A 19,981-nucleotide genomic window follows, 5' to 3' on the forward strand; every position below is an offset into this window, starting at 1 on the left:
CGCCGCCCCCCGCACCGGCACCTGCTGCGCCGGCCATCACCGCGCGCGTCGACGCTGCGCCTGCCGTGCCGGTTGTCAGCGACAAACCGCAGCCGGTGACGAAGCCGAGCCCGCCGCCGCCGAAGGTCAACGTCGTGACCGTCGACGCGCAGGATTCGACCCCGCCTTCGCCGCCGCCGGCCGCCAAACCCGTGCAGCAGGCCGCACCCGCACCCGCGCAGGTCACGCAACGTGCGCCGCGCAAGCGCGACGGCCTCGAACGCCACGTGGCCGCAGCCCCCTCCGCAACGAAATCCGAAACGCCGGAGACGGCCGCGCTCGTCAGGGAATCGGCGAAACTCGACCCGTCGTTGCCGCCGCCGTCGATGTCGTCGATGCCGTCGATGTCATCGGGCAGCGGTTCAACCCGGCAGGGCAGTTCGTCGTCGGGTGCGAATCCGGTTGCCGCCGCGATGACCGAGCAACTGGTCAGGCAGTCGAGCAGCTTCAAGTCGACGGCGCCTGCGCCAGCGGACGGCGGCCCGACCGCGACCAAGTAACCGTCATCGCATCCGGAATAAAAAGGACCCCGCATGCCGACCAAAGCATGCGGGGCCAAGAGAGACAAACTGTTGTGCCGACGGGCTGACGCGCGTTACGCGGCGACTGCTTCCTCGGCCTGCGGCTGCGCTGCGGCAACCGGTGCAACGTCCTGACGGATCAGGTGGTCGAACGCGCCGAGCGATGCCTTCGCGCCTTCACCGACCGCGATCACGATCTGCTTGAACGGCACCGTCGTCACGTCGCCGGCCGCGAACACGCCCGGTACCGACGTCGCGCCGCACGCATCGACGACGATCTCGCCGTGCTTCGACAGTTCGACCGTGCCTTTCAGCCATTCGGTGTTCGGCACGAGGCCGATCTGCACGAACACGCCTTCCAGATCGATGCGCTGCGTGTCGCCCGAGCGCAGATCCTTGTAGACGAGCCCGTTCAGCTTGCTGCCGTCGCCGGTCAGCTCGGTCGTTTGTGCCTGCGTGACGATCGTCACGTTCGGCAGGCTGCGCAGCTTGCGCTGCAGCACTTCGTCCGCGCGCAGTTGCGCGCCGTATTCGATCAGCGTGACTTCCTTCACGATGCCGGCGAGGTCGATCGCGGCCTCGACGCCCGAGTTGCCGCCGCCGACCACCGCGACGCGCTTGCCCTTGAACAGCGGGCCGTCGCAGTGCGGGCAGTACGCGACACCGCGGTTGCGGTATTCGCGCTCGCCCGGCACGTTGATTTCACGCCAGCGCGCGCCGGTCGCGAGGATGATCGTCTTCGCCTTCAGCACCGCGCCGTTCGCGAGGCGGATCTGGTGCACGTCGCCCGGAATCAGCGCGTCGGCGCGCTGCACGTCCATGATGTCGACGTCGTACTGCTTCACGTGCTGTTCGAGCGCGGTCGCGAACTTCGGCCCTTCGGTTTCCTGCACCGACACGAAGTTCTCGATCGCCATCGTGTCGAGCACCTGGCCGCCGAAACGCTCGGCGACGACGCCCGTCGCAATGCCCTTGCGCGCCGAGTAGATCGCGGCCGCCGCGCCTGCCGGGCCGCCGCCGACGATCAGCGTATCGAACACCGGCTTGGTCTCGAGCGACTTCGCGGCCCGTGCGCTGGCGCCCGTATCGAGCTTCGCGAGGATTTCCTTCACGCTGCTGCGGCCCTGGCCGAACGAGGCGCCGTTCAGGAACATCGTCGGCACGGCCATGATCTGGCGCGACTCGACTTCGCCCTGGAACAGCGCGCCGTCGATCGCGACGTGACGGATGCGCGGGTTGATCAGCGACATCACGTTCAGCGCCTGCACGACTTCCGGGCAGTTCTGGCACGACAGCGAGAAATACGTCTCGAACGCGTAGTCGCCGTCGAGCGCGCGGATCTGTTCGATCACGTCGTCGTCGAGCTTGATCGGATGGCCGCCCGTCTGCAGCAGCGCGAGCACGAGCGACGTGAATTCATGGCCCATCGGGATGCCGGCGAAGCGGATGCCGGCCGGCTTGCCGGGCTCGCCGATCGAGAACGACGGCTTGCGCTCGGCGTCGTCGCGGCGTTCGGTCACGGTCACGCGATCCGTCAGCGACGCAATCTCGTTCAGCAGCGCCAGCAGTTCCTGCGATTTCGCGCTGTCGTCGAGCGAGGCGACGAGTTCGATCGGGCGCGTGATCTTTTCGAGGTACGCTTTGAGTTGATTCTTGAGATTGGCGTCGAGCATGGCGTTTCGTATTCCGTATTAATGATTCTGGTCGGGCACGTCGTGCCGGAGGAGGGCGCGGGCCGCATGCCGCGGCGGCCCGTCATCGGGAGGCTCGCGCGCCTCGTGCGAGGCGCGCGGCGCGATCGTCAGATCTTGCCGATCAGGTCGAGCGACGGGGTCAGCGTTTCCGCACCCGGCGTCCACTTGGCCGGGCACACTTCACCCGGGTGCGCCGCGATGTATTGCGCCGCCTGCACCTTGCGCAGCAGTTCGCCTGCGTCGCGGCCGATGCCGTTGTCGTGGATTTCGCACAGCTTGATCTCGCCTTCCGGGTTGATCACGAACGTGCCGCGCAGGGCCATCCCTTCTTCCTCGATCAGCACGTCGAAGTTGCGCGACAGCGTGAGCGTCGGGTCGCCGATCATCGGGTACTTGATCTTGCCGATCGTGTCCGACGTGTCGTGCCATGCCTTGTGCGTGAAGTGCGTGTCGGTCGACACGCCGTAGATTTCGACACCCAGCTTCTGGAATTCCGCGTAACGGTCGGCGAGGTCGCCCAGCTCGGTCGGGCAGACGAACGTGAAGTCGGCCGGGTAGAACACGACGACGGACCACTTGCCCTTGAAGTTCTCTTCCGAGACGGGCACGAAATCGCCGTTGTGGTATGCGGTTGCCTTGAACGGCTTGATTTGGGTGTTGATGATCGGCATCTGGACAATTCCTTTTCGTCAGTGGTGAGTGGAGTGTTGCCAGTATCCGGGTTCACCCTGAGCTTGTGAAATTGCTTGTTTCAATCCGGGGCATCAGGAATTTCTATCTGCTTCCGGCCCTTGATTGGGTGGGGTGTGCGGGGCGGTGCTTTTTAAGCGTTGGACGGGGGAGATCCCCCGTCCGATTTGGGCGACATTGAGGGGCGGTGTGATGTGCCGGCGATTATCCGGTGCCTTCCGGACGGTGGAGGAATCGTCGAGTGCGGTCGGATGGGGGCGCGGCGGGGAGAGGGCGCGCAACCGCGCCCCTCGATTCAGATTTGGTATGGCACGCGAACGCCGGGTTCGGTGGCTGGGAAGTCTTTTGTGTTGCGCGAAACGAGCAACAGCCCGTTCACTTGTGCCGATGCCCAGACGATCGCGTCGGGCAGGCGTATGCGGCGTTCCTGGCGAATGGTCACGGCACGATTGGCAACTGCTTCGTCGAGCGCGATGACATCGAACGACGACAGCCAAGCGCGCATCGCGGCTTCATTATGTGAGGACGTGCCGACGAGAACCTCCATCCACGAGATCGCGCTGATCGCTCGATAGTCATAGCGGCCGAGTTCCGTGCGGGCGGATTCCACGCCGCCCAGATAATCGATCAGGATATTGGTGTCGAAGAGAGCTTTTACCATTCTGAGCGCAGTTCTTCCTGATAAGCGAGCCCATCGACGGTGCGATCTTTCCAGAGACCGAAGACGTCGTCCGCGAGCGGACGCTTGTGCAGGGCGATGTAGGCATCGATCGCGTCGCGGATGATGGCGGCGCGGGGACGACGCTCAGTCTCGACGATGGCGGCCAACTCGTCGAGTTGGCTGTTCGACAGATCAACCAGAATCCGGCTCATGGCATCCTCCGATATACGATATGTATATCATATATGTACCGTTGAGGTCGCGCAAGGCTCGGGTGGGGTGAGGCGGTAAGGCGCTCCGCTCAAATCCCCGCCATCTTCCTCAGCCACTCCGCCAGCCGCCTGGCCCCGTCCGGCATGTCCGCGTCCTCGCGCGTGCACAGGTAGTAATCGCGGCCGTCGTCGAGCACGTGATCGAACAGCTTCACGAGCTCGCCATTCGCCAGCTCGCGCTCGACCAGCGGTGCGCGCAGCAAGGCCGCGCCGAGATCCGCGCGCGCGGCGCTCAGCGTGAGCTGGCCGTCCTCGAACATCGGCCCGACCGCATGCGACACGTGCTTGACGCCCGCGCCCTGCAGCCAGTTGACCCACGTGCTGCGATCCTCGTCGTGCACGAGCGGGGCGCGCGCGAGATCGGCCGGCGTGCGGAACGGCCCGTGGCGCTTCAGGAACGACGGGCTGCACATCGGCACCATCGCGCCCGGCAGCAGCCGTTCGCAGCGGTAGCCGGGCCAGTCGCCGGTGCCGAAGCGGATCGACAGGTCCGATGCATCGCTGCGGTAGTTGCGGTGATGCGCGTACAGCACCGTCACGTCGACGTCCGTGTTGTCGGCCAGGAACGCATGCAGCCGCGGAATGAACCAGCCGATGCCGAGCAGCGGAATCAGGCTGACCGTGATCTGCCGCAGCGACGAGCGGTCGCGCACGAAGCGCGTCGCGCTGCGCAGCACCGAGAACGCGGCGCTGATCGAGCGGTAGTAGTCGCGGCCTTCGTCGGTGAGCGCGAGCAGCCGACCCTCGCGCACGGTCAGCGGCGTCTGGATGAATGCTTCGAGCAGCTGCAGCTGATGGCTGACCGCCGACGGCGTGATGTCGAGTTCGCCCGCCGCCGCAGTGACCGACCCGAGGCGCGCGAATGCTTCGAACGCACGCACCGCGCGCAGCGGCGGATCGTGCGGCAATTGTTCTATATTTTTCATGTGTCGAATTTTATCGAAAAGTCAGGGTAAGCGACAACATGAAAATACCCTGTATTTACAGTGATGTAGGTTAATGTGTCGGGAACGGCATAAGCATCCAACAATTGGATATTTGGGGTTTGGGTGCTGAATATTTAATATTTTTCATGTTTTGATTCGATCCGCTGATCCCCCACATGAAAATCGCCTTTCTTCACGCCAGCCTCGCATTCTCGGCGGCCGCCCTGGTCGCCTCCGTTCCCGCGTTCGCACAATCCGCGCCGCAGACCGTCCTGATCGGTCTCGCCGCGCCGCTCACCGGCCCGTCCGCGCGGATCGGCAAGGATCTGCAGAACGGCGCGCAACTCGCGATCGACGACGCGAACGCGAAGCATCCGACCATCGGCGGCAAGCCGGTCGTCTACAAGCTCGTCGCGGCCGATGATCAATCCGATCCGCGCACGGCCGTCGCGGTTGCGCAGCAGCTCGTCGACCAGCACGTGATCGGCGTCGTCGGCCACTGGAACACGGGCTGCAGCGTGCCGGCGTCGCGCGTCTACCGCGATGCGGGCATCCCGCAGATCGCGCCGGCGTCCACCGGCCATCAATACACGCAGCAGGGTTACACGACGGCCTTCCGCATCATGGGTCACGACGACGCGGGCGGCAATTTCACCGGCGCGTATGCGGTGAAGACGCTGAAGGCGAAGCGCATCGCGGTGATCGACGATCGCACGTCGTTCGGCGCGGGCCTGGCCGACCAGTTCATCAAGGGCGTGCAGGCGAACGGCGGCACGATCGTCGATCGCCAGTACGTGAACGACAAGACGACCGACTTCAGCGGCGTGCTGACCGCGATCAAGGGCAAGCGCGCGGATCTCGTGTTCTTCGGCGGCCTCGATGCGCAGGCCGCGCCGATCTCGCGCCGGATGCGCCAGCTCGGCGTGAACGCGCCGCTGCTCGGCGCGGGCGGCTTCGTGAGCCAGACCTTCCTGTCGCTGGCCGGCAAGGACGGCGACGGCGTGACCGCGCTTGAACCGGGCCTGCCGCTCGACCGGATGCCGGGCGGCAAGGCGTTCGATACGCAATACCAGACGCGCTTTCGCGCGCCGATCGAGCTGCATGCGCCGTTCGCGTACGACGCGGCCGCCACGCTGATCGCGGCCGCGCAGAAGGCCGGCACGACGCAGCCGGCGAAACTGGTCGCGGCGGTGCGTGCGATCGACCGGCCCGGTGTGACGGGGCGGATCGCGTTCGACAACGAAGGCAACCTGAAGGACCCGGCCTTCACGATCTACCAGGTGCGCGGCGGCAAGTGGACCGTCGTCGACGTGCTTGGCGGCTCGCGCACCGCGACCAAGTAAGCGACCCATCGCGACACAGCACGACACAGCCGACACAGCGATAAGACAACCAAGACGATCCCCATGACCGAAGCCACCCAGACATCCGCCGCCGCACCCGAGGACACGCGCCTCGGGATCCTCGCGCGGCGCCGCATCGAAGCGGAAATCATCAAGCCGATCTACGAGATCATGAAGCGCGAGTTCGGCGCCGAGCGCGCGCAGGCCGTGATCGCGGAAGCCGTGCGCGGCGCGGCAGTGGACGCCGGCCGCACGTTCGCCGCGCAGGAACCGGATGGCACGAGCGTGAAGTCGTTCATCGCGCTGCAGGTGCTGTGGGAGAAGGACGATGCGCTCGACGTCGAGGTGCGGCGTGCGGACGACGCGCATTACGACTACGACGTGCATCGCTGCAGCTACGCGGAGATGTATCACGCGATGGGGCTCGGCGAGATCGGGCACCTGCTGAGCTGCGCGCGCGACAGCTATTTCATCCAGGGCTATGCGCCGGACATCGCGCTCACGCGGACGAGCACGATCATGCAGGGCGGCAAGCGCTGCGATTTCCGTTACGCGCGGCAAGCGGCGCCGGAGAACGGCGATGCGTGACGACAACACGATTGCCGAAAGCGTGAGCGCGCCGCGCGTCGACGGCGACCGCCTGTGGGCGTCGCTCGACCGGATGGCGCAGATCGGCGCGACGCCGAAGGGCGGCGTCTGCCGCCTCGCACTGACCGATCTCGATCGCGAGTCGCGCGACCTGTTCGTGCAATGGGCGCAAGACGCCGGCTGCACGGTGCGCGTGGACCGGATGGGCAACGTGTTCGCGCGCCGCGCGGGGCGCAACCCCGACGCCGCGCCCGTCATGACCGGCTCGCACGCCGATTCGCAGCCGACGGGCGGCCGCTACGACGGCATCTACGGCGTGCTCGGCGGGCTCGAGGTCGTGCGCGCGCTGAACGACGCGGGCATCGAGACCGAACGCCCGATCGACGTCGTGATCTGGACCAACGAGGAAGGCTCGCGCTTCGCGCCGGCGATGGTGTCGGCCGGCGTGTTCTCGGGCGTCTATACACTCGAATACGGGCTGTCGCGCACCGATGGCGCAGGCAGGACGATCGGCGAGGAACTGGCGCGGATCGGCTACGCGGGCGCCGAGCCCGTCGGCGGCTATCCGGTGCATGCGGCGTACGAGCTGCATATCGAACAGGGCGCGATTCTCGAACGGGCCGGCAAGACGATCGGCGTCGTGACGGCCGGGCAGGGGCAGCGCTGGTACGAGGTGACGCTCACCGGTGTCGACGCACATGCGGGCACGACGCCGATGGAATTCCGCCGCGACGCGCTGGTCGGCGCCGCGCGGATGATCTCGTTCGTCGAAGTGCTCGGCCGCCGTTACGCGCCGTACGCGCGGGCGACCGTCGGGATGATCGAGGCGCGGCCGAACTCGCGTAATACCGTGCCGGGCGGCTGCTTCTTCACGGTCGAATTCCGTCATCCCGATGACGCGGTGCTCGACGAGCTCGACGCGGCGCTGCGCGCGGAACTTGCACGGGTGGCCGACGAAATGGGTCTCGGTGCGCAGATCGAGCAGATCTTCACGTATGCGCCGATCCCGTTCGCGCCGCGCTGCATCGACGCGGTGCGTGAGGCGGCGCAGGCGCTCGGGCTGTCGCACATGGATATCGTGTCGGGCGCCGGTCATGACGCGTGCTATGTCGCGCGCGTCGCGCCGACGGGGATGATCTTCGTGCCGTGCGTCGACGGGCTGAGCCACAACGAAGCCGAAGCGATTACGCCCGAGTGGGCGGCAGCGGGCGCCGACGTGCTGTTGCGTGCGGTGCTGCGGAGCGCGCAGGAAGCCTGAATCCGAGTGTGACGGCGACGGTCCGGCGGGAGGGTGCCCTCCAGGCCGGGCCGCGTCGCTTTCCGCCTGACCACGCGAACGTGCGGTTCGCGTCAGCCCGCCGGCGATTGCCGATCGATATACCGCCGCATCACATGGAACGCCGTATCGGTGCGCCCCGGCATCGTGATCGTCGCGTCATCGGCCGTGAACCCGAGCTTTTCATAGAACCGGTACGCGGTCTCGCGTGCCGTGCACCACACGAGCGCGGCCCCACGCGCTTGCGCGTGCCTCACGCAAACCTGCACCAGCACGCGCCCGAAGCCCAAGCCGCGCACGGCAGGGTGGACAGCCATCCCGCGCAGCCGCCATGCCGGTCGCGCAGGATCGTCTTCGCGCAGCTCCTCGCAGAGCGACGCAACGGCGACGATGCCCGACGCGTCGCGTACGCCGACGTGCAGCGTCGTCGGCGCAAGGTCGCCGGCCAGCGCGCTCGCATCCAGATCGCCATTCAGCAGGATCATCGCGCGCAGCGGGTGCGTCTGCGCGGCATCGATCGGTGCGATGGTGAACAGCGTATCGCCTGACGTCATCAACGTTCCTCGAGTCATTCGATTCAGCCGCGCGTTACTGGGCGGCCTTGCGCCGCGCCATATAAGCGAGATACGCGACGATCTGGTCGAGCTCGCGGTCGCTCAGCTGGTCGGGCGGAAACGCCGGCATGCTGCGGCCCGGCCAGTCGCGCACCGACGCCGGGTTGCGGATATAGCGGCGCAGCGCGGCCGGCTGGAAGTAGTCGACCGGGTTCATCGGCGTGTTCAGGTCGGGGCCGGCATGGCTGCTGCCCGCGCCGTCGAGGCGGTGGCACGCGAGGCATTGCGTGACGAACAGGTGCTGGCCCGCGCGAGCCGGATCGTTCGCGGGCAGCGCGGCATCGACGGCGAGCGACGGCCAGCGCGCGAGCGGTGACGACTCGATCGTGACGCGCACGATCTGGTACGGCCACTGCTCGCCGCGCACCGACGACGCGTCCGGCCCGAGCCAGACCAGGTAGAACGGCCCGGCGCTGACTTTCTTGCCGGGCAGCTTCGGCCACGGATGCGCCGGATCCTCGATCGCGAGCCACGGAACGGCGCCGGCCGGCGTGTGGCGGCGCACGAGCTCCAGCGGCAGTTGCGCGGCGAAGCCGTCGGCGGCACGGGTTTCGAGCACGCCGTCGGCCGGCAGGTTGTCGCCGAGCAGGTCGGCAAACGGCACCGCGCGGAACGTCATCGGCCGGCCGTACGCGATGTCGCGCGGCACGTGGATGTCGGCGGCATCGGGGCGCGCGAGCAGCGTCTGCCGGGTGAGGGCGCGGGCCGTGCCGTCGGTCTCGAGTTCAAGCGCGGACTGGGCCGACGCGCGTTGTCCGATCAGGCAAACCGTCAGCAGCAAAAGCGAAAACCACCGGCGCTTCAGCATTCGTTCTCCGGGAAAGGGCGTTCCGGCGGCGACAGGAGGCGGACGCCGCGGCCGATGGAAGGAATCGGGCGACAGTCTATCCGGTACGCGCGGCGCTGGCGACTGCGGCGCGGGAAGGGGGCGGGCGGTCATGATCGGGCAAGCCGCTGGCAGCGCGCCTGGGAGTCAGGCTGCGCGAAGGATGCGGTATTGCGCGGCGTGGCTTGAGCGCGAAGGAGCGAAAGCGGCGGGAACCGGAGGGCGGGAGGCCGGGAGGCCGGGAGGCGAGGACGAGAGCATGCAGGCCCGCCGCGTTCACGGTGATCCTGCCCGTTACCACGCCGCCGTCAATGACTCGAACAAGGCACTGCGCTCTTCGGCATCGGCGTTTCCCGGGCCGGTTCGAAATCGGCTTCGCGCGTGCCCGACGGCGTCAGCGACACGAAATGCATCGCGGTGCCGCTCCCCGGGAAGCCGGCGATACCGGTCAAACCCCACGGAATCGGCGAACGCTGCGCGCCGCTCACCGAAATGTCCGCCGGCCCGAGCGCCAGCGTCAGCAGCCGCCCGTCGCGGCTCGGTACGTACGCATGCGTGCCCGACACCCCGATGCCGGATTCGCGCACCGACGCCGGCAGGCAGTCGAGCGTCGCCGTGCGGCGGCCGTCCGGCGCGATCAGCATCGCGACGCCGCGATCGTCCGCCGTCGTCGTGACGACGATGAAGCGGTCGATCTCCGGCACGTAAGCCGACGAATACACGTAGTACTGGATCGCGTCGTTCAGCGTCCCCAGCTTGTCCAGCTTCGCCGTGACCGGGTCGAACATCGCGTATTCGAGCGTCGCGTCCGTGCTGCCCTCGATGTATTTCTGCCACACGAGCAGCGCGGTGTGCGGCGAGCCCGCGACGATGGGCCACCACTCGCGGCGGCGCGGCGCGACCGCGACATGGTTCAGCACGCGCCCGGCCGCGTCGTAGGTTTTCACGTACACGCCGTTGCCGGTGCCGAGGTTGTCGACGCCGCCGCCGTCGATCCAGTCGGCGGAATAGAACACGACGAAGCGGTCGGCCGCCGTGGCGACATGCCCCGAGTGGCCGCCCGATTCGACGTCGTTCGGATAGGGCTTGATCGGCTTCAGGTCGCGGCGGTAGACGCCGTAGCGCTGGCTGACTTCCTGCGGCGCGTTCCAGCCGTCCTCGAACGTGACGAAGATGTCGCCGCGCGCGTTCTGCGCGATCGACACGGGCTCCTGCGCCTCGGGGCGGCTGATGAACGGGCGGACGTGCAGCAGGTTCGGCTTGCCGGGCAGCCATTCGCCGACGTACACGTCATGCGGCCAGCTGCCGCCGCGCATCGCGCCGCGCGGCACGACACCCGAGCTGCTGAAGAACACCCAGCGCTTGCCGTTGCCGGCGTCGGCCACGCCGATGCCGTGCATGAAGCTGCGCGGATCGACGGCCGGGCGAGATGAAGGGGCGCCCTGCACGGTGACCGTATGCACGACCGGCGTGGCGGCGAAGGCGGGCGGCATCGCCGTGACGATGCCGCATGCGCCGCACAGCGCGGCCGCGACGCACTGCGCGACCGCCTGTGCCGGGCGCGTTCGACCCTTCATTCGACGGTTACCGATTTCGCGAGGTTGCGCGGCTTGTCGACGTCGGCGCCGCGCGCGCAGCCGACGTGATAGGCGAGCAGTTGCAGCGGAATCACGTTGACGATCGGCGACAGCACGTCGCCCGATTCGCGCACGCGGATCAGGTGCGTGTCGCGGTCGGCGTCGATCCCGAGCTGGTCGCCGGCCAGCACGTAGAGCCGTCCGCCGCGCGCGCGTACCTCGGCCATGTTGGATTTCAGCTTCTGGAACAGGCGGTCGTCCGGCGCGATCGTGACGACCGGCATCGCGCTCGTGACGAGCGCGAGCGGGCCGTGCTTCAGTTCGCCGGCCGCATAGCCTTCCGCGTGGATGTACGACACCTCCTTGAGCTTCAGCGCCCCTTCCATCGCGATCGGGAAATGAATCCCGCGCCCGAGGAACAGCGCGTTCTCGGTGCGTGCGAACTTCGTGGCCCAGCCCATGATCTGCGTTTCGAGCGCGAGTGCGTGGCCGATGCGCTCGGGCAGCGCATGCAGCTGCTTCAGGTGCAGCGCGACCTGCTTCGCGTCGAGCCGGCCGCGCAGCTGCGCGAGCGTCAGCGTCAGCACGAACAGCGCGACGAGCTGCGTCGTGAACGCCTTGGTCGACGCGACGCCGAGCTCGATGCCGGCCCGCGTCAGGAACCGCAGCGGCGCGTTGCGCGCGATCGTGCTGGTCGCCACGTTGCAGATCGCCATCGACAGTTCCTGGCCCATGTCGCGCGCCTGCTCGATCGCGCCGATCGTGTCGGCCGTCTCGCCCGATTGCGAAATGCCGACGACGAGCGTGCGCGGATCGGCCACCGTCTCGCGGTAGCGGAATTCGCTGGCGATCTCGACCTGGGCGGGCACGCCCGCGATGGCCTCCAGCCAGTACTTCGCGGTCAGCCCCGCGTAGTAGCTGGTGCCGCAGCCGAGCAGCAGCACGTTCCTCACTCGCGACAGCAGCGCGCGCGTGCCGTCGGTCGCGTCGAACAACGCCGGCGAAATCGTGTCGATGCCGTCGAGCGTGCTGGCGATCGCCTTCGGCTGCTCGAAGATCTCCTTCTGCATGAAATGCTGGTACGGGCCGAGCGCGGCGTCGCCTTCGCGCGCCTTCACATGGCACAGCGGGCGCTGGGCCTCGTGCCCGCCCGAGTCGACCACGGCGATCCGGTCCGGCGTGATCAGCGCGACGTCGCCGTCTTCCAGGTAGACGAAGCGGTCGGTCAGGTCGCCGAGCGCCGCGCAGTCCGACGCGAGGTAGTTCTGCTCGGCGCCGATGCCGATCACGAGCGGCGAGCCGGCGCGCGCGGCGACGAGGCGCTGCGGCTCTTTCGCACTCAGCACCGCGATCGCGTACGCGCCGTGCAGCCGCTTGACGGCGCGCACGACCGCGTCGAACAGGTCGTCGCGATAGAGGCTGTGGATCAGGTGCGCGATCACCTCGGTGTCGGTCTGGCCGCGAAACGTATAGCCGCGCTCCCGCAGTTCCACGCGCAGCGCGTCGTGGTTCTCGATGATGCCGTTGTGCACGACCGCGATCGTGTCGCCCGACATGATCGGATGCGCGTTCATTTCGGATGGTGCGCCGTGGGTTGCCCAGCGCGTATGCGCGATGCAGGTCTGCGCTTCGAGGCCCAGCGTCAGCACGCGGGCCTGCAGGTCGGTCACGCGCCGCAACGTGCGTTCGCTGCGCAGCCGGCCTTCGTCCTGTACGGCAATGCCGCACGAATCGTAGCCGCGATACTCGAGCCTGCTCAGCGCATTGACCAGTTGCGGCACTTGATTGTTCAGGCCGCTTGCTCCGACGATTCCGCACATGTTTCACCTCGTCCACAAAGGTTGCCGGGCTGCCGGCAAAGTGCGGCAGCGCGGTATCTGGAGTGACGCCGCGTCGCACGAATGGCATCCCCGTGCGCAGCGACGCATCTCCGCTGACCTACTCGCGGGGCTGCGGCCCCGCGTGGGCTACCCATTCGATGTCGGAAATCGAGCCGTTCGCGTCGTGCGACGCGACGAGAATGCGCGTCGTGCGCCGCGCGCCGCGCCGGCGGGCGCTTGCCAGCACGGTCGGCGGCACCGAGCGCACCTTCGCGCTGGCCGAGCGTCGCAGTATCTTCGACACGCGCAGCCGGTAGGCCAGCGGATGCACGACGCGTCCGGCGATCAGCCACATGACGATGGTGCCCGCGATGAGCGCGATGCTGGTCGCGTAGAACACCATCTGCTCGATCGGCATCTCGGCCGGATTGAACGGCAGCAGGTAGCGGTACGTGTAGATGCAGATCGATGCCCACACGGCCCCCACCAGCGCCGGCCGCAAGAGCCGGAACCAGATGGTCAGCACGGACCCGATGATGCGACCGCGCTCGGCGATCAGTTCGCGCGGTGCGCGCAGGGAAAGGTCAATAATCGGCGCGTTCTTCATGTTGAATGCCTCGGTCGGGGCTGACCCATACGGCCCGCTTGCCTCGGCCCCGCAGCACGATGGCCGGCAGGGCGACGACGGTGGTGATCATGCTGATCAGCCAGAAGGCGACGGGATACCAGATGGTGTCCAGGAAATACATCAGGAGTTTTTCGTCGTAACGACGATCGATCATGCTGCCGATGATCAATTGCAGGATGCAGGTGGCGACCAGCAGCATGCCGTGCCAGTGCGGCACGACCGATACGTGCCAGTCTTGCGGCAGCGGGTACACGACATTGATGAGCGCGAGCAGCAGGATGAACGTCATCGAGTACGCCCATGCGATGCCGATCAGGTACTCGGCGAACAGCGGCCACATCATCATCTGCGTCGGCCGCGCGAGCGTGCCCGCGTACTTCATCAGCACCTGGATGCCGCCCTTCGACCAGCGCAGCCGCTGCCGGTACAGGCCCTTCACCGTCTCCGGCATCAGGATCCAGCTCAGTGCGTGCGGCTCGTACACGACACGCCAGTCGCGGCACTGCAGCTTCCAGCTGATGTCGATGTCCTCGGTCAGCATGTCCGAGCTCCAGTAGCCGACGTCGGCGAGCGCGGTCTTGCGGAACATCGTGATCACGCCGGATACCGTGAAGATGCGGCCGTACACCTGCTGCGTGCGCTTGATCAGCCCGACGATCGACGAGAATTCGCCGACCTGCATGCGGCCGAGCAGTGACGTGCGCGTGCGGATGCGCGGGTTGCCGGTCACGGCGCCGACGCCCGGATCGGTCAGGAAATGCTCGAGCATCCAGCCGATCGCGTCATGCGCGAGCAGCGCATCGCCGTCGATGCAGAGCAGGTATTCCGCGTTCGACACGGCCGCCGCGGTCGTGAGCCCGACCGCCTTGCCTTCGTTGCGCGCGTGATGGATCACGAGCAACCTCGGGATCTCGACGGCCAGCTCGTTGAGGATCTCGCCGGTGCGATCCTGGCTGCCGTCGTTGACCGCGATGATGTCGTAGTTCGGATACTGCATCCGGTCCAGGTGGCTGATCACGCTGCGCGCGTTCGCGGCTTCGTTGAAGCAGGGCACGACGATCGAGATCTTCGGAATGCCGCTCGACGCGATCGTTCGCGTGGACAGCTCGCGGCCTTCCTCGAGCAGGAAGTAGTGCACGACGCCGCCGATCATCCACAGGTACGACATGAAGAACGGGTAGTAGAAGACGAAATCCTGCAGGCGCTGGATGATGCTGTGGGTGGTCATGGCGTCTTCGTCCCCTGCGTATGTTGTTGCATCAGCGCGTTGATCGAGGTTGGGTCGAGGCGGGACTTCAGCGACATCACGTCGCGCATCGCGTCGAGTTCCGGCTGCCCGTTCAGGAAGTTGTCCGGGTAGTAGCCGAAATTCACCGCGCCTTCGCTGCGCAGCCGTCGCATCTGCGCGAGCAGCGTGCTGGCCGGCACCGGCTTCTGTGCGTGCCAGTCGTACGACTGCAGTTCGAACACGGTGCGCTGCAGCCCGCGCTGCTTCGCGTGCACGGCTTTCACGAGCTGGTCCAGCCAGCCTTGGGGATCCTTCGCCTGCTCCATGTACGGCATCGCCATCAGCGCGACGTAGTCGTAGGTCGCGAGGAAATCGTCGTAGTTCTGCGCGTACCACGCTTCCGATTCGGGCTTGAGCACCGGCATCGCGAAGATGTTGCGTGCGGTCAGCACGTCGCCCACGTTCTGGTGGGCCAGCACGATCTGTTCCAGCTGCTTGGTCAGGTCGATCAGGTAGCGCGACTTCTGGCGCGTCCAGCGCTTCAGCAGGTCGGGGTTCTCGCGGATCTTGCCGACGTCGGCCGGCAGCCCCCACTGCGAATAGATGCGCAGCGCGTGCCGGCCCGCATCCTCGTAGTCGTCGAGCACCGCGTCGTCGCTGAACAGGATGCCGCTGAACGAAGCGTGCTTGCTGAGATCCTCGTAGACCTGCTGGATCATCAGCCGCGCATCCGGATCGAACGGGCTCAGCCGGAACGTGCGCGTGCCGTTCTCGCGGGCCGGCGCGCCGCCGTAGGCGCTCACGGCCTCGAGCCCGCGCAGCTTGTCGGCCGGCGGCCGGAACGCGAGCACCGGCATCCAGGCATACACCTGCACGTTGGCGCGCGTGTTGAGCTGCCACGCGGCACGCGAGAACAGGTCGGAGCGCATCGGCAGGTGCCGGTTCGGGAAATACACGGATTCGGCCACGCCGGTGCCTTTCGGGTCCGCATACGCCTGCAGATACACCGATTTCGGCTGCATCCGGTAGATGCGCTCGATCAGCTTGCCGAGATTCGCTTCCTGCCGCGCGGGGTCCGGATCGTAGACCTGGTCGAGATCGACCTGCACGATGCGCTCGGGCACGTCGACGTCGCCGCGGTTCGACGCCGGCTCGCGCATCGAGCGCTCGAACCCGCCGATGTCGACGTCGTACATCATCAGGATCCGCCGCAGCCGGTCCAGCGGCACGTCCGGCGTATTCGGGCCGGCATCGAGACTGAACTGGATGTCCATCCCGAGCGACGTCGAGATCTGGCGCACCGGCTGGTTTTCCGCGCCGTATGGCCACACCATCGACCGTGCGACGATGCCCGTGCGTTCGCGGATCTGCCGCACGCAAGTCTGCAGGTCGTCGTGCACGCGTGCGTGGAATTCGGCGTCGGTTTCATAGCGTTTCTGGTCTTGCAGGTAGAGATGCGACGTGGTCGCCGGCAATTCGTTGCCCTGTGGATTCGCGACCGCGCCGTGATGGAGGTTGTGGGTGTGGCAACCGAGCTCGACGAACGGCGACTGGCCGAGCTTCTTCACCTCGTCCCACGACAGGAAATAGTCGCGCGGCACCTGAACCTTGTCGCTGATGCGGATCGGCGTATCCGGCGGGGTGTCGATCCACGCGGTGACGAGGCCCATCACCGCCGGATACTTGAAGCGCTCGAGCAGCGGCAGCACTTTCGTGTAGTGGCTGCGAAAGCCGTCGTCGAACGTGAGCAGCACCGAGCGCGGCGGCAGCGGCTTGCCGCCGTGCCGCGACTCCTCGATCTGCTTGACCGTGATGGTGTGGTAGTTGTTGGTCTGCAGCCACGAGAAGATGGCGGTCAGTGTGCCGGTATCGACCGCGAACGCGTCGACCATCGCTGTACCGGAGTTGAACGTCGCCATCAGGTTGTCGCGCACGTCATGCATGCAGATCACGCGAAACGTCTTGCCGTCGGCCGGATCGGACGGCGGAAGCAGGTCGATCATCCTGGCATTGGTCACGCCCGGAAACAGCGAACAGGCGGCAAATGCGCCCATGCATCCGCACATGAAGGTCCGTCTGGATTGCAGCATTGCTCGATCTCCTTGCTAGAACGGCAGGTTGACCGACATGAAGCCGGTTTCGGAGCGTTCGCGCTGGCCGTCGTACGCGTGGCTGCTGACCTCCACGCCATAGCTCAGCGTGATGTCGTGCTTGAAGGTCCACGCGTGCTCGAGGCGCGCGCTCCACAGGGCGCTGGTGCCGAAGCCGCGCTCGTTGTACATGCCGCCGGACACCGAGACGCGCTGTTGCAGCCCCATGTCGCCCTTCTTCCACAGCGTCAACTGGTGCATGACGGTCGCCGCGGCCGCGTAGTCGCGGCCCGGGCTGAAGTAGGGCGCGTCCTTGCGCGTGTTGCTGTCGGTGCCGAGATCCAGCGATACGTTGACCTGCTGGGTGGCGGTCGTGTACACGCGCTGCGTGGCGGTCGCCGAGATCTCCTGGTGGAAGTTCGAATCGCTGTAGCGGCTCACGCCGTAGCTCAGCTTGACCTCGCGACGGTCGTTCTGGCGATACACCACCGACACGTTCGCCGAGCGGCCCCAGATGTGCGCGGCGTACGCCTTCCACGGCAGCGAGTTGTCGTTGGAATCGAGTCCGCCGCTGACGGTCCAGTAGTCGTTCAGCGCGTACGCGATCGATCCGCGGCCGCCCGTGCGTCCGTCCCCGCCGAGCGAGCGCGTGACTTCGCCCAGCACGGTGAGCGGCCCGTGCCGGTAGTCGCCGCCGATGCCCGTGCGCGTGCGGCTGACGCTGCCGCTGTCGGTTTGCGCATGGCCGTAGAACGTGTGCGCGAAGACCCGCCAGTTGTCGCCGAACGGTTGCGAATAGAGGTAGCTGTCCGACGTGAAACTGTTGTCGGCCAGTGCGCTGTTGCCGTGCTCGAAGCTCAGGTCGGTGGTGAACACCGGGCTGCGGTACGCCTTGTAGTCGCGCTTGAAGCCCCGCACGGCGCCGCTGTCCGGGAACGTGTTGTCCAGCATCTGGTCGACGTACTTCGCGGTCGCGTAGTCATCGGCCGTGAGCGATGCGCGACCGAGGCCCGCGAGCATCTCGACGCTGTCGGGGTGGTCGGTCAGCGACGCGCGATACATCGCGATCGCCTGGCGCGGATGCGACTGGCCCGACACCGCGTCGGCGTGCGCGGCGCGCACCTCCGCGTTGAACGGCACCTCCTTCTCGAGCTCTTCGAGCGCGGCGATCCCTTCATCGGGGTGACCCGTAAAGACCAGGTATTGCGCACGCAGCCGGTAGTAGCGCAGATAGTCGCTTTCTCCCGGACCGACGTTGGTCACCTGCTTGGCCGGCGGCAGCGACGCGCCCATGTCGTCGAGCGCCTTTTTTGCGTCCGCCGCGCGTCCCTGGTCGACGTACGACCAGAACAGCCCTTCGCGCAGTTCGATCGGACGCGTGCGCTCGCCGTACTGGAAGCCGCGGGTCGCGCGATCCGTCGGCGACGCGGTCGCCTGCGTCAGCGCGCGCTGGTACACGGCATTCGCCTTGACCGGTTCGCTCAGGTACAGGTAGGCGTCGCCCACGGCTGCCAGCGCGTCGATCGAGATTTCCGCGTTGGACGGAATCGTCTCGAACGTCGCGACGGCCTGTTTCATGTCGCCGCGTGCCGCAAGGGCGACCGTCCGGTCGCCCGCGAGCGCAGTCCGGACCGGCGTGTACTCGGGCGTGGCCGGTATCCGCTTGTCGAGGTCGTCTGCCGCGCGCAGCGCGTTGTCGATCCCGTCGAAGCGGTCGGGACTCGTCATCGAGCGCGACTTGTCACGGCCGCCGCGCACCTGCTGGCGAATCGACAGTTCTTCCAGTTGCGCGATGTCGACGGCGGAGAACGCATCGGGCCGTGCCTTCGCTTCGTCGAGTGCCTTGACCGCGCCGCCGCTCGCCGCGAGGCCGAACACGTCGTTGCGCACGGTCTCGACGTCGGCGGTACGCAGATTCGGCGCCTGGGCATTCGGCGTTTCGACGTCGGGTCCCTGCGATCGCTGTGTCGGCTCGCCGGGCAGCTGGGCGCCGGGCGTCTGCGAGTTCGGCGCCGGGGACGACGGCGGCGGCGAGCCAGGCATCTGGGGAACGGGCGAGGGCGAGTTCGGCATCGGGGTGCCGGATGCTTGCGCGGTTTGCGTCGGCGCGAGCGGCGGCGTGGCGGGTGCGGCTCGTTCGATCTTCGGCGGGGTGTCCGAAGGCGGTGCGATCGGCGCCGGCGAAGGGGATGCGGACGCGTCGGACGCCGTCGAGGCGGCAGGCGTCGGTGCTTCGGGCGGGCGGGCGTTCTCGGCCTGCGCAAGCAGCATCGGCGCTGTCGATGTCGGTGCGACCGGTGCCGGCGTGTTCGCCGTCTCCGGCGAACGCGCATCCGGCGCGGCGGCGCTCGATGGCGGCGCCTCCGGTTCCACCACGACCGTGGTCGGCACGGTCGGCGGCTGCGGGGTCGATGCCTGCGCGATCTGCATCGACGCATCCGACGCCCGCGCGATCGGTGTCGGCTCATGCGGGGGCGGGGCGACCTCGGCCTGGGCAATCTGGATCGACACGACCATCGGCTGCCCGCCGCTCGGCACCGCATCCGGGGCGCCGTGGGTCCCGGCGAATTCGTTGACGCGGCCCGCTTCCGGATCGCCGTCGGCGGAGAAGCAGGGGCCGGACGCAACGAGCAGCAACACCAGCGGCGCATGCAGGAGGAGCCGTCGGTTGGACGGAGCGACGGTGGTGCATTGTTGTTTCCGATTGTTGTCCACGAGGTGTCCTCCTATTGACACGATCACGTCGGTTGCCCGCCTGACGACGCACGTCGTCGCACGTCGCGTGGCCGGGCCGCGAGTGCCCGGCGATGCGGACCCGACTTACAGCCGGTTGCGGATCGCCTGACCGAGCAATGCACGCGATTCGCTGTTCTTGGGGTCGATCGCGAGTGCCCGGCTCGCGTTTTGTTCCACGCAGTCCCATTCGTCGATCACCGCGCACGAGCGCGCCTTCGCCAGCGCACGCGCGCTTTCCAGCTCCGCGTGCGTGATGCTGGCCGTCTGCATGCGCATGGTGTCGCTGCCATCCGGCCGGGGCTTGGGCGCGAAGTCCATGCGCCTGCTCGTGCCGGCCAGCGCTTCGGCACGCTGCGCACGGTGCGCGGCGCCGTGCCGCGTGGCGGCGCGACCGTAGGCCGATGCCGCGTGCGTACCGGCCGCGAGCGTCACGGGCGGCGCATGCGCCGACT

At 67.3% G+C, this 19,981-nt stretch carries 18 protein-coding genes and 1 pseudogene; 5 read left to right on the forward strand and 14 right to left on the reverse strand.

The features are described 5' to 3' along the window. The coding region (locus G3N98_RS31090) for an extensin (protein WP_206150345.1) at nt 1–539 on the forward strand (539 nt) is incomplete at its 5' end. Nucleotides 540–634: 95 nt separating this feature from the next. Here the strand turns inward: G3N98_RS31090 and ahpF are convergent. The 5 genes from ahpF to G3N98_RS31115 all read right to left on the reverse strand — a co-directional run bounded on the left by ahpF (nt 635) and on the right by G3N98_RS31115 (nt 4,803). Next, nucleotides 635–2,233, reverse strand: coding sequence for an alkyl hydroperoxide reductase subunit F (gene ahpF / locus G3N98_RS31095; RefSeq protein WP_206150346.1), 1,599 nt, complete (start codon nt 2,231–2,233; stop codon nt 635–637). 128 nt (nt 2,234–2,361) lie between these two features. Further along, nucleotides 2,362–2,925 carry an alkyl hydroperoxide reductase subunit C gene (gene ahpC, locus G3N98_RS31100; RefSeq protein WP_006488685.1) on the reverse strand — a complete coding sequence of 188 codons (564 nt, stop codon included), beginning with the start codon at nt 2,923–2,925 and terminating at the stop codon, nt 2,362–2,364. A gap of 314 nt (nt 2,926–3,239) precedes the next feature. Then, nucleotides 3,240–3,605, reverse strand: a complete 366-nt coding sequence (locus G3N98_RS31105; RefSeq protein WP_089474616.1) for a type II toxin-antitoxin system VapC family toxin — start codon at nt 3,603–3,605, stop codon at nt 3,240–3,242. After that, nucleotides 3,599–3,817 carry a ribbon-helix-helix protein, CopG family gene (locus tag G3N98_RS31110; RefSeq protein ID WP_089474617.1) on the reverse strand — a complete coding sequence of 73 codons (219 nt, stop codon included), beginning with the start codon at nt 3,815–3,817 and terminating at the stop codon, nt 3,599–3,601. Before G3N98_RS31110 ends, G3N98_RS31105 begins: the two co-directional genes overlap by 7 nt. Before the next feature lie 89 nt (nt 3,818–3,906). Further along, on the reverse strand, nt 3,907–4,803 hold the full coding sequence (locus G3N98_RS31115; protein WP_089474618.1) for a LysR substrate-binding domain-containing protein: 897 nt from the start codon (nt 4,801–4,803) through the stop codon (nt 3,907–3,909). 176 nt (nt 4,804–4,979) lie between these two features. Here G3N98_RS31115 and G3N98_RS31120 point away from each other — a divergent pair, with 176 nt between their 5' ends. From G3N98_RS31120 to G3N98_RS31130, 3 genes are all read left to right on the forward strand, one after another. After that, on the forward strand, nt 4,980–6,146 hold the full coding sequence (locus tag G3N98_RS31120) for a branched-chain amino acid ABC transporter substrate-binding protein (RefSeq protein WP_206150347.1): 1,167 nt from the start codon (nt 4,980–4,982) through the stop codon (nt 6,144–6,146). 63 nt (nt 6,147–6,209) lie between these two features. Then, nucleotides 6,210–6,734: an L-2-amino-thiazoline-4-carboxylic acid hydrolase gene (locus G3N98_RS31125; protein WP_089474620.1), complete on the forward strand. Its 525-nt coding sequence runs from the start codon at nt 6,210–6,212 to the stop codon at nt 6,732–6,734. Next, entirely contained in the window at nt 6,727–7,992 is a 1,266-nt protein-coding gene (locus G3N98_RS31130) for a Zn-dependent hydrolase (protein WP_206150348.1), read from the forward strand. Before G3N98_RS31125 ends, G3N98_RS31130 begins: the two co-directional genes overlap by 8 nt. A gap of 92 nt (nt 7,993–8,084) precedes the next feature. Here G3N98_RS31130 and G3N98_RS31135 read toward each other — a convergent pair whose 3' ends face one another. The 8 genes from G3N98_RS31135 to pgaA all read right to left on the reverse strand — a co-directional run bounded on the left by G3N98_RS31135 (nt 8,085) and on the right by pgaA (nt 18,683). Next, the gene (locus G3N98_RS31135) at nt 8,085–8,564 is read right to left on the reverse strand and encodes a GNAT family N-acetyltransferase (protein ID WP_175238352.1); all 480 of its coding nucleotides are present in this window, start codon (nt 8,562–8,564) and stop codon (nt 8,085–8,087) included. 34 nt (nt 8,565–8,598) lie between these two features. Then, a complete protein-coding gene (locus tag G3N98_RS31140; RefSeq protein ID WP_206150349.1) occupies nt 8,599–9,432 on the reverse strand; it encodes a cytochrome c in 834 nt (277 codons plus the stop codon). A gap of 326 nt (nt 9,433–9,758) precedes the next feature. Next, complete coding sequence (locus tag G3N98_RS31145; protein ID WP_206150350.1) at nt 9,759–11,027, reverse strand: hypothetical protein; 1,269 nt, start codon at nt 11,025–11,027, stop codon at nt 9,759–9,761. Then, nucleotides 11,024–12,847: a glutamine--fructose-6-phosphate transaminase (isomerizing) gene (glmS, locus tag G3N98_RS31150; protein ID WP_089427764.1), complete on the reverse strand. Its 1,824-nt coding sequence runs from the start codon at nt 12,845–12,847 to the stop codon at nt 11,024–11,026. Before glmS ends, G3N98_RS31145 begins: the two co-directional genes overlap by 4 nt. 118 nt (nt 12,848–12,965) lie before the next feature. Beyond that, complete coding sequence (locus tag G3N98_RS31155) at nt 12,966–13,454, reverse strand: Biofilm PGA synthesis auxiliary protein PgaD (protein ID WP_089474626.1); 489 nt, start codon at nt 13,452–13,454, stop codon at nt 12,966–12,968. Next, nucleotides 13,432–14,703, reverse strand: a complete 1,272-nt coding sequence (gene pgaC, locus G3N98_RS31160; protein WP_089427762.1) for a poly-beta-1,6-N-acetyl-D-glucosamine synthase — start codon at nt 14,701–14,703, stop codon at nt 13,432–13,434. Before pgaC ends, G3N98_RS31155 begins: the two co-directional genes overlap by 23 nt. Beyond that, entirely contained in the window at nt 14,700–16,790 is a 2,091-nt protein-coding gene (gene pgaB, locus G3N98_RS31165; protein WP_089475640.1) for a poly-beta-1,6-N-acetyl-D-glucosamine N-deacetylase PgaB, read from the reverse strand. Before pgaB ends, pgaC begins: the two co-directional genes overlap by 4 nt. An 18-nt stretch (nt 16,791–16,808) precedes the next feature. Further along, complete coding sequence (gene pgaA, locus G3N98_RS31170; protein ID WP_346779116.1) at nt 16,809–18,683, reverse strand: poly-beta-1,6 N-acetyl-D-glucosamine export porin PgaA; 1,875 nt, start codon at nt 18,681–18,683, stop codon at nt 16,809–16,811. Here pgaA and G3N98_RS40410 point away from each other — a divergent pair. Further along, nucleotides 18,637–19,638, forward strand: a complete 1,002-nt coding sequence (locus G3N98_RS40410; protein WP_346779117.1) for a hypothetical protein — start codon at nt 18,637–18,639, stop codon at nt 19,636–19,638. The two genes, pgaA and G3N98_RS40410, sit on opposite strands and share 47 nt — an antisense overlap. Here the strand turns inward: G3N98_RS40410 and G3N98_RS39985 are convergent. Next, nucleotides 19,614–19,981 (reverse strand): annotated as a pseudogene (locus G3N98_RS39985) (hypothetical protein); the annotation flags it as partial. The gene G3N98_RS40410 and the pseudogene G3N98_RS39985 sit on opposite strands and share 25 nt — an antisense overlap.

The organism is Burkholderia sp. Tr-20390 (assembly GCF_017104595.1).
Lineage (GTDB): Bacteria > Pseudomonadota > Gammaproteobacteria > Burkholderiales > Burkholderiaceae > Burkholderia.

Bases quoted from the DNA above. Each gene is read 5' to 3' on its own strand.
- ahpF (WP_206150346.1), bottom strand. From the start codon at position 2,233: ATGCTCGACGCCAATCTCAAGAATCAACTCAAAGCGTACCTCGAAAAG.
- ahpC (WP_006488685.1), bottom strand. From the start codon at position 2,925: ATGCCGATCATCAACACCCAAATCAAGCCGTTCAAGGCAACCGCATAC.
- G3N98_RS31105 (WP_089474616.1), bottom strand. From the start codon at position 3,605: ATGGTAAAAGCTCTCTTCGACACCAATATCCTGATCGATTATCTGGGC.
- G3N98_RS31110 (WP_089474617.1), bottom strand. From the start codon at position 3,817: ATGAGCCGGATTCTGGTTGATCTGTCGAACAGCCAACTCGACGAGTTG.
- G3N98_RS31115 (WP_089474618.1), bottom strand. From the start codon at position 4,803: ATGAAAAATATAGAACAATTGCCGCACGATCCGCCGCTGCGCGCGGTG.
- G3N98_RS31120 (WP_206150347.1), top strand. From the start codon at position 4,980: ATGAAAATCGCCTTTCTTCACGCCAGCCTCGCATTCTCGGCGGCCGCC.
- G3N98_RS31125 (WP_089474620.1), top strand. From the start codon at position 6,210: ATGACCGAAGCCACCCAGACATCCGCCGCCGCACCCGAGGACACGCGC.
- G3N98_RS31130 (WP_206150348.1), top strand. From the start codon at position 6,727: ATGCGTGACGACAACACGATTGCCGAAAGCGTGAGCGCGCCGCGCGTC.
- G3N98_RS31135 (WP_175238352.1), bottom strand. From the start codon at position 8,564: ATGACGTCAGGCGATACGCTGTTCACCATCGCACCGATCGATGCCGCG.
- G3N98_RS31140 (WP_206150349.1), bottom strand. From the start codon at position 9,432: ATGCTGAAGCGCCGGTGGTTTTCGCTTTTGCTGCTGACGGTTTGCCTG.
- G3N98_RS31145 (WP_206150350.1), bottom strand. From the start codon at position 11,027: ATGAAGGGTCGAACGCGCCCGGCACAGGCGGTCGCGCAGTGCGTCGCG.
- glmS (WP_089427764.1), bottom strand. From the start codon at position 12,847: ATGTGCGGAATCGTCGGAGCAAGCGGCCTGAACAATCAAGTGCCGCAA.
- G3N98_RS31155 (WP_089474626.1), bottom strand. From the start codon at position 13,454: ATGAAGAACGCGCCGATTATTGACCTTTCCCTGCGCGCACCGCGCGAA.
- pgaC (WP_089427762.1), bottom strand. From the start codon at position 14,703: ATGACCACCCACAGCATCATCCAGCGCCTGCAGGATTTCGTCTTCTAC.